This window comes from Kordia aestuariivivens (assembly GCF_014397005.1).
GTDB classification, from domain to species: domain Bacteria; phylum Bacteroidota; class Bacteroidia; order Flavobacteriales; family Flavobacteriaceae; genus Kordia; species Kordia aestuariivivens.
The window spans coordinates 453,402-459,640 of record NZ_JACGWS010000002.1 but is presented as its reverse complement, the minus strand read 5'-3'; the positions used below and the strand labels follow the sequence as shown (position 1 = coordinate 459,640).

General features: G+C 34.2%; 9 protein-coding genes. All 9 read left to right on the top strand.

Annotated features, from left to right (window positions below):
- Positions 1 to 1,007 (top strand): NAD(P)/FAD-dependent oxidoreductase (locus H2O64_RS05470; RefSeq protein ID WP_235982774.1); only part of this gene is annotated, 1,007 nt, incomplete at its 5' end.
- Between the two features lie 429 nt (positions 1,008 to 1,436).
- Positions 1,437 to 2,099 (top strand): VIT1/CCC1 transporter family protein, encoded by a 663-nt coding sequence (locus H2O64_RS05465; protein ID WP_235982773.1) that lies wholly within the window; start codon positions 1,437 to 1,439, stop codon positions 2,097 to 2,099.
- 75 nt (positions 2,100 to 2,174) lie between these two features.
- Positions 2,175 to 2,690 carry a flavodoxin domain-containing protein gene (locus H2O64_RS05460; protein WP_187561148.1) on the top strand — a complete coding sequence of 172 codons (516 nt, stop codon included), beginning with the start codon at positions 2,175 to 2,177 and terminating at the stop codon, positions 2,688 to 2,690.
- Positions 2,691 to 2,829: 139 nt separating this feature from the next.
- Positions 2,830 to 3,453 carry a hypothetical protein gene (locus H2O64_RS05455; protein WP_187561147.1) on the top strand — a complete coding sequence of 208 codons (624 nt, stop codon included), beginning with the start codon at positions 2,830 to 2,832 and terminating at the stop codon, positions 3,451 to 3,453.
- Positions 3,454 to 3,516: 63 nt separating this feature from the next.
- Positions 3,517 to 3,993 carry a hypothetical protein gene (locus tag H2O64_RS05450; protein ID WP_187561146.1) on the top strand — a complete coding sequence of 159 codons (477 nt, stop codon included), beginning with the start codon at positions 3,517 to 3,519 and terminating at the stop codon, positions 3,991 to 3,993.
- A 63-nt stretch (positions 3,994 to 4,056) separates the two neighbouring features.
- Positions 4,057 to 4,677 (top strand): DUF4386 domain-containing protein, encoded by a 621-nt coding sequence (locus H2O64_RS05445; RefSeq protein ID WP_187561145.1) that lies wholly within the window; start codon positions 4,057 to 4,059, stop codon positions 4,675 to 4,677.
- Between the two features lie 12 nt (positions 4,678 to 4,689).
- Complete coding sequence (locus tag H2O64_RS05440; protein WP_187561144.1) at positions 4,690 to 4,959, top strand: DUF4386 family protein; 270 nt, start codon at positions 4,690 to 4,692, stop codon at positions 4,957 to 4,959.
- An 11-nt stretch (positions 4,960 to 4,970) separates the two neighbouring features.
- On the top strand, positions 4,971 to 5,708 hold the full coding sequence (locus tag H2O64_RS05435; RefSeq protein WP_187561143.1) for a DUF4386 domain-containing protein: 738 nt from the start codon (positions 4,971 to 4,973) through the stop codon (positions 5,706 to 5,708).
- A 112-nt stretch (positions 5,709 to 5,820) separates the two neighbouring features.
- Positions 5,821 to 6,234 carry a DUF7670 domain-containing protein gene (locus tag H2O64_RS05430; protein ID WP_187561142.1) on the top strand — a complete coding sequence of 138 codons (414 nt, stop codon included), beginning with the start codon at positions 5,821 to 5,823 and terminating at the stop codon, positions 6,232 to 6,234.
- Positions 6,235 to 6,239 lie beyond the last annotated feature (5 nt).

Here is a 6,239-nt window from a genome sequence, read left to right as displayed (position 1 = left end):
CTTTTGACCCAGATACCAATACAGTAGCTACCGCTAAAAATGGTGTAATATCGTATGAATATCTAATTGTAGCTCCTGGCTTGAAACTTGATCCTTCTAAAGTGGAAGGACTCACAGATGCTATTGACAAAGGAGTTGTTTGTAGTAACTATACAAACCCAAATCATACTTGGAAGGTTATTAAAAATTTTAAAGGAGGCGTTGCATTATTCACGCAACCTCCAAAGCCCTATAAATGTGGCGGAGCACCACAAAAAATAATGTATTTGGCAGATGACCATTTTAAAAGATCGGGTGTCAAGAATAAAACCAAAGTTATATTTGCTACCTCAGGAGATGGTATTTTTCCAGTTCCAGAAATTGCTGAAACACTTTATAAGGTAATAGATCGAAAAGGGATAAATATCAAGTTCAGCTATGAACTTAAAAAAATAGACAGTGCTAAAAAAATAGCTTGGTTTACGGTAAGCCCTGAGAGTACGGAGCGTAACCCTATAACTTTAGATCTTATGAAGGAAAAAAACCTAGTAGGGATTGCCTATGATATGTTGCATTTAGTACCTCCTAATACGTCTCCAGACTTTATAAAAAATTCTTCTTTAGTTGATGAAGCTGGATGGGTAGATGTTGATCCATATACTTTACAACACAAAAAATATCAGAACATATTTGGATTGGGAGATGTTTCTAATGTTCCTACATCAAAAACGGGAGCAGCCATACGAAAACAGGCGCCAGTAGTTGTCAATAATATTATAAATCTGATTGAACTCCAAAAATTAAGTTCAAAGAAATATGATGGATATTCTTCTTGCCCGTTTATTACAGGATATGGAAAAATGGTGCTTGCAGAATTTGATTATACAAAAAAATTCACACCAGATCCAAAATTAAAACGACTCTTAATCAAGGATTCATCAAAAGAACATTGGAGACTTTGGGTTCTTAAAAAATATATTCTACCCTATCTATATTGGAATAAAATGCTAAAAGGGAAAGAAGTCTAAATAGTATTTCTCCATAGTTATGTGTCATTGTACATTCCCAAAATTCAAGCTAGAATGATAACGAACACGCAACAATGATATAATTCATTATGGTTTTGTATCGCATCAAAATCATAGTCTAGCACTTTTAATTACTGTGAGCACGCTTTCGCGAAAACGTACTCAAAAAAAGATACTACTTCACTTGAAATAGTATCTTTTTTATTTTAGAAAACAGCGTCTTAACTTATTCTGCGAATTCTGACATATCTCGATTCTTTAGCACTCTTAAGGTCAACGCACTTCCTAGAAAAGAGTTATAAAATGCCCCACATCAGTAAACCAATGATTGTTGGAGTAACTGATATTGATCATTTTAGTTTTTAGTTGAAATACATACTTTAGTCATATTATAGAATTTCACTTATGAGGAACGAAAAGCACTATGTAATGAGAAGTGGTTGGCTTAGAGCTGCCATTTTAGGAGCTAATGATGGTATCTTATCTACCGCAAGTATTGTTATTGGAGTGGCAGCAGCTTCGGTAACAAAAGAACCCATAATCCTTGCTGGAGTTGCCAGTCTGGTTGCCGGCGCTTTATCTATGGCAGCGGGTGAATATGTATCTGTAAGTTCACAGGCAGATTTGGAAGAAGCAGATCTTAATCGTGAAATCAAAGAACTTAAAGAAACTCCCGAAGAAGAGTTAGTTGAGCTTGCTAAAATTTATGAGTCCAGAGGTTTAGATAAAGTATTATCAATAGAAGTAGCAAAGCAACTCACAAATCACAACGCTTTAGAAGCACACGCTAGAGATGAGCTAGGGATCAATGAGATTAGTGCCGCAAAGCCGTTGCAAGCTGCTTTAGCTTCGGGACTTGCTTTTGTATTTGGCGGAATCCTACCTGTACTCGCTATTTCATTTTTGCCCTTATCTCAAATGGTAATCTTGCAATACCTATTGGCTTTGATATTTCTTATAGTTCTGGGAACCATAGCTGCAAAAGCGGGCGGTTCTAGTATTAAAAAGGCAATATTAAGAATAGCATTTTGGGGTACAGTGGCTATGGGAACAACTGCATATATTGGGTATTTGTTCGGGATTAATGTCTAATAATATTTTTAGCCTTTTGATTAAAGATTTCTGAAAAATTTTATCAAGTCAAATTAATTATAAATATGATGTATTATGAAAGGAGCCATTTTTTTCTCAACTAAGCATGGCAGCACGGCACAATACGCCAATTGGATTGGTGAAGCCACTGGCTTTCCAGTTTTTGATGTGAATGATGCTAAAGCAGATCCATCTAAGTACGATTTTTTAATATTAGGTAGCGCACTGATTTTTTATCGGCTAACCATTCGAAAATGGGTAAAAGCGAATTTGGCGGACCTCGAAGGCAGATCGAAGATTTTGTTTTCTGTTTCTGGTGCTGGAGCGGGATCCAAACTTAATCAATGGGTTGCTGCATCTCTGCCAGAAAGTTTGTTGTCAAAAATGAATCATGTTGCACTTCGCGGCAGAATGAATCCAGCGAAACTTAGTTGGGTGCTTAGACAGATTATGAAAATTGGGGCATTACTAAACCCCAATCGCAAAGCTAGCAAAGAAGAGCGTGAAGGCTTTGACTATGTTGATAAATCTAGCATTGAACCCATTCTAAAGTTGATTGAGGAATTCCAATTAAGTGAGGTGTCAACTTAAGGATATTGTTAAAATAAATAATTTTCATGTGCTAAGTAAGAGATCATAGCACTAGAATCACTAATGCTTTTCAAATGACACAAGTCATTGTTTCAATATGCTATAGATGATAACTTCGATGTATTAATCCAAATATATCATGAAAAAAAAATACTTAATAATAATAGTAATTGCCATGTTTACAACAATGGCTTTTAGTCAAGAAGTTGCCTTAACAGATTCTGAAAATACTCAAACCGAAAAGCAAAAAATTGATCGACCACATACCATAGGAAGCTCGCTATGGGTTCTTAGTAATCTCTTTGATGATCCCGATCATTTTTATAAGTTAAGTTATGGCTACCAGTTTACAGAAAAAGACAATATTATAGCAGAGTTGCTCACTTGGACCTATGATGAGCCTTTGGGAGAATACGGCTCTGCAGACCAATTCTATCCAGGTCAAGTAAAAGCCTTCGGTATTGGATTTGGATATCAACGTTTCCATTGGAAGAAATTATTCACAACGGTATCTGCAACCAACTTTCTTCAGAAATTCGAAAATACAGAAGGCAAAAAAATTCAAAATGGGTATCAGTTATACCTCCAACTTATTGTGGGCTACCGCGTTGAATTCTTTAAGAAACGCTTGTATGTGGAACCTGCTTATTCATTTAGGTATTGGCCTGTTAATACGAATTTCCCCGATTCCTTTGCCGAAATTGAAAGGGGAAAACGTAATTACAAAATTGAAGCTAGTCTAAATTTTGGTTTTAGATTTTGACGTCACTAGTATAATTTATTCGTGTAAAAATGAAAATAGTATCTAATATATAAATCAATAATTATGAAAAAAATGATTTTAGCTGGCTTAATAGCTCTTGCAACCACATTCTTTACAACGGCGCAAAACGAATCGAATAATAAAAAACCAACGTTTGAAGTTAAAGTAATTACTAGTGTAGAATCGATAGTGCCGCTTGGCTTAGGTCGTTCACGACTTATTTCTACCAATGCAATTCGTGATTATAAGGAATTCTCATCAGAACAAACGGAAGAAGATAACAAACGAAATAAATCAAAACGAAAAGATATCCGTGTTAAGGATTTTGAAGAAACAAAACTATTGAACTTCTATAATATAGGCGGGATCCGTTTTCAAAATATTGCTGCCAATGATGCCGTCATATCCTCAAAATTAACAGCAATGTTGGCTGAAGGTTGGGATTTAATATTCGTAACAAGTGCTGTAGAAAGTGATGCAGGTGAAACCGATGAGCAAGGGATATTCATTACACGTTATATTTTTAAAAGACGATTGTAATAACATTCTGAAAATAAGAGAATTGACAACCTAAAATCTTCGATTCAAACACAAGGAATTAATATGAAAAAAATTCTCTCTAATATATCGTCAAGAAAAGCAGCAATGGTTGTAGGGATTGCATTTATCGCCTCGGTTTTTATAGTAACCTTAGTTGATGATTTTCTTTTAGCAAATTTTGTTATTCCTGGAGATACTGCTGCTTTAGCCATTGATATTGAAGCTAATAAAAAGCTCTTTGGTTTTGCAGTTATTGGTTATCTGCTCGTACTTATGCTTGATTCTATTATTGGTCTAGCACTTTATGTAGTTCTTAAGCCAGCCAATAAATACCTTGCTTCGGTAACTGGAGGGCTCAGGCTGCTATATGCTTTTTCTCTGATAATTGGGTTATTTGCGCTGGTTTTTCAAGTTATCGATGTTTATGATTATGCATCTATAAAACTTGTTGGATATATATTTTTTGCCTCCCATATTTTGGTACTTGGTTATTCGGTTTTCAAGTCAGGATATATCCCGAAAAGCCTTGGTGTATTGTTAATGTTTGCATCGTTTACATACATTGTTTTTTTTATAGATATAAATCTGTCAAAAACGATCGAAACGAGTATCATGATGATTATGGGGCTTGCGGAACTTTCACTAAGTATATGGCTTATCGCGAAAAGAAAGAAGCTACCTTAAAAAATAGATTTTATGGATTCAAATAAGCGTATAGCTAAAATTGTCGGACTATTATTTATAACAGCCACGGTTACTTCTTCACTGAGTATTTGGATTACTGAACCCATTTTTGAAGCCACGAATTTGCTTGAGGCTTTTTCGGATCAATCAAATCAAATTTCATTGGCAGGAATTCTCATACTTGTAGATGCTATTTCAGTTGTATTTATCGCGATACTATTATCCCCTATTCTTAATCAGAAATGGTTTCAATTGTTTAAATATGGAATTTGGAACGAATGAACACAAACAAAATGAATATTATTATTATCGATAAAAAGCAACATAAAATTGCAAAAATCATGGGCATCATGTTTTTACTTACGCTTGTTGTGCCTTTAATAAATTGGATGTTTGTACTTCAAAAATTTATTATTCCAGAGAATGTTTTAGCCACAGCCAATAATATCATAACAAATGAGTTGCTATTCCGGGTAAACATCATTAATGAACTAATCACAGCTTTCATTGTTATAGGATTAGCCATAGCGCTATACTCAATGCTTAAATCAGTAAATAAAAATCTCGCGTTATTAGCCCTTTATCTAAAATTAACAGAAGCCACTATTTGGATAATTATCACACTCGGACATTTTATTGGGTTACTCATTCTAAAAGAACAAGTTACATTAACATTATTTGAACCAGAACAGCTGCAATCAATTATCGGATTTTTTCTCAATATGCATCTTTCTATAACTGCAATTCCGGGAATACTTCATGGACTGAGTTTGGTGATATTTTTATATTTATTATTCAAATCTAAATATGTTCCAAGCGCATTGGCTGCTTTTGGAGTTATTTCATTTGCACTTGTCTTTATTTATGATCTCTTATTTATTCTTTCACCTGGTTACACTACTCTGTTGATAATTCAACTCATTGGTTGGGGACCGAGCATTCTTTTTGAATTAATAATTGGAATTTGGCTTTTATTTAAAGGAATTAATGAATCTGGAAGTGTTTCGGAGCATGTTAAAGCAGATCCTTAAAAAATCTATGATAACATTAGTAGTTGGTACAAATGAAAAGGACAAATGCCTGTGATCTATAATAAAGAAACAACGTTATAAATTATATAAATAAATTTAATACTGAAATAAAATGAAAAAATCTATCAAAGTATTTCATTGGTTACCACGGATTATCTGTATGCTCGCTATTCTTTTTATTAGTTTATTCGCGGCAGATGCTTTTTCACCTGAGCTAACAATCTGGCAACAACTTGGTGCTTTCATCATTCACCTCATTCCATCATTTATTTTAATTGCCTTTCTTATCGTTGCATGGAAATGGGAATATATTGGCGGTATCATTTTTATCATTATTGGTCTTGGATTGAGTCCATTTGTTTTTGCGCATAATTATAAAATGAACGACTCCATTTGGATTAGCCTCGGGATCATCCTGTCTATCACTATTCCATTCGTTATTGTAGGAGTTCTGTTTATCGTGAGTCATTTTCTTAAAAAAAGAACCTTCCGAAAACAGCTATTAACGAATAATAACAAACCATAACAGTT

Coding starts and splice junctions, on each gene's coding strand:
- H2O64_RS05460 (WP_187561148.1), top strand. CDS start 2,175: ATGAAAGGAGCCATTTTTTTCTCAACTAAGCATGGCAGCACGGCACAA.
- H2O64_RS05435 (WP_187561143.1), top strand. CDS start 4,971: ATGAATATTATTATTATCGATAAAAAGCAACATAAAATTGCAAAAATC.
- H2O64_RS05455 (WP_187561147.1), top strand. CDS start 2,830: ATGAAAAAAAAATACTTAATAATAATAGTAATTGCCATGTTTACAACA.
- H2O64_RS05465 (WP_235982773.1), top strand. CDS start 1,437: ATGAGAAGTGGTTGGCTTAGAGCTGCCATTTTAGGAGCTAATGATGGT.
- H2O64_RS05450 (WP_187561146.1), top strand. CDS start 3,517: ATGAAAAAAATGATTTTAGCTGGCTTAATAGCTCTTGCAACCACATTC.
- H2O64_RS05440 (WP_187561144.1), top strand. CDS start 4,690: ATGGATTCAAATAAGCGTATAGCTAAAATTGTCGGACTATTATTTATA.
- H2O64_RS05430 (WP_187561142.1), top strand. CDS start 5,821: ATGAAAAAATCTATCAAAGTATTTCATTGGTTACCACGGATTATCTGT.
- H2O64_RS05445 (WP_187561145.1), top strand. CDS start 4,057: ATGAAAAAAATTCTCTCTAATATATCGTCAAGAAAAGCAGCAATGGTT.